At 54.8% G+C, this 1,323-nt stretch carries 1 protein-coding gene; it reads right to left on the bottom strand.

Annotated features, from left to right (window positions below):
• Positions 1-46: 46 nt before the first annotated feature.
• Positions 47-1,263, bottom strand: a protein-coding gene (locus tag HMPREF2943_RS03515) for an IS3 family transposase (RefSeq protein ID WP_141756087.1) whose coding sequence is annotated in 2 segments (ribosomal slippage) — positions 47-1,002 and positions 1,002-1,263 — 1,218 coding nt in all. Because the reading frame shifts where the segments join, the coding sequence is not laid out codon by codon here.
• Positions 1,264-1,323 lie beyond the last annotated feature (60 nt).

Here is a 1,323-nt window from a genome sequence, read left to right as displayed (position 1 = left end):
TGGGGTTGCCCCCAAATCGTGGACACGTAGTGGAGCTACCTAGTGGTTAGGCAGCTATTTCTTTTCTGCTGTTGATTGCGCCGGTGTGGTTCTCGAAGTCGACGGGGCTGACCATTCCGAGTGCAGAGTGCCGGCGCCGACGGTTGTAGACGACTTCAATCCAGTAGGCAACGGCCTTGCGTGCAGCATCACGGGTAGGCCATCGCTTACGGTCGTAGAATTCAGTCTTTAGCGTCGACCAGAACGACTCAGCCATCGCGTTATCGAAGCACACACCAGTACGCCCCACAGACTGAGCAATGCCCAGTCTGCTGCAGACCTCCCAGAGCTTCTCACTGGTAAATTGCGTTCCGCGGTCAGCGTGAAACACCAGCCCATCAGGAACATCACCGCGCAGTGTATGCGCCATCCGCAGGGCCCGTTCGACCAGGTGTGTGTCTTGCACGCTATCCATAGCCCAGCCCAGCACTCTGCGGGAATGACCGTCGCGGACCGCGCACAAGTACAACCAGCCTTCACCGGTGCGCAAGTAGGTAATATCTGACATCCACACTCGGTTGAGCTCACCAGTATCAAACATGCGCTTGACCAGGTCAGGAAGACTCGACTTACGCTTGGCTTGGATTGTAGTCACCGGGACAAAGGCACGCGGTGAAATCCCTTCAATGCCCATCATGCGCATCCGCTTCGCCACAGTCTTACGGTTAAGCGAAATGTGGTAGCGCTCGGCAAGCTCTGCGGTGATCCGCGGAGCACCATAAACCTCATCGGAGTCTTTCCAAATCTGATGAATCTTACGGTCAACATCATCGTAAAATGCTGCCCGATCATCCTTTCCGGATAGTCGTTTCTGCTGCACATGGGCCCATTTGTAGTATCCAGACCGAGATACTTTTAATAGTCGTGCCATGCGCTTGATGCTGTAGTTTGCCTTCTCCTGCTGCATTAGTTCGAACTTTTCTGCTCGCGTTGCTTCGCGGCGAAGAAGGCTGTCGCTTTTGACAAAAACTCGTTATCCATCTTGGCTTCCGCCAACTCACGGCGCAGACGAGCATTCTCAGCACGAAGATCAGCCTCACTCATCCCATCCGAGGCTCCTCGGCGTTCACGCTCGAGTTTGACCCACCGGCCTAAAAGCCCGGCGGAAACACCGATTTCCTTAGCCACATGGGCAATTGGGCGCTCTGACTCGATTACCAGGTTCGCGGCCTCACGCCGGTACTCCGGCGTGTACTTCTTGCGCTGTTGACTCACAATGAACATCCTCTCTTACGGACACAAGATCCGTACAAATAGGGTGTCCACTAAACGAGGGTAACCTCA

Source organism: Corynebacterium sp. HMSC072D12 (assembly GCF_001813925.1).
Classification (GTDB): domain Bacteria; phylum Actinomycetota; class Actinomycetes; order Mycobacteriales; family Mycobacteriaceae; genus Corynebacterium; species Corynebacterium aurimucosum.
Note: the sequence above shows the minus strand (reverse complement) of the source record. Positions and strands in the feature narration are given on the sequence as shown.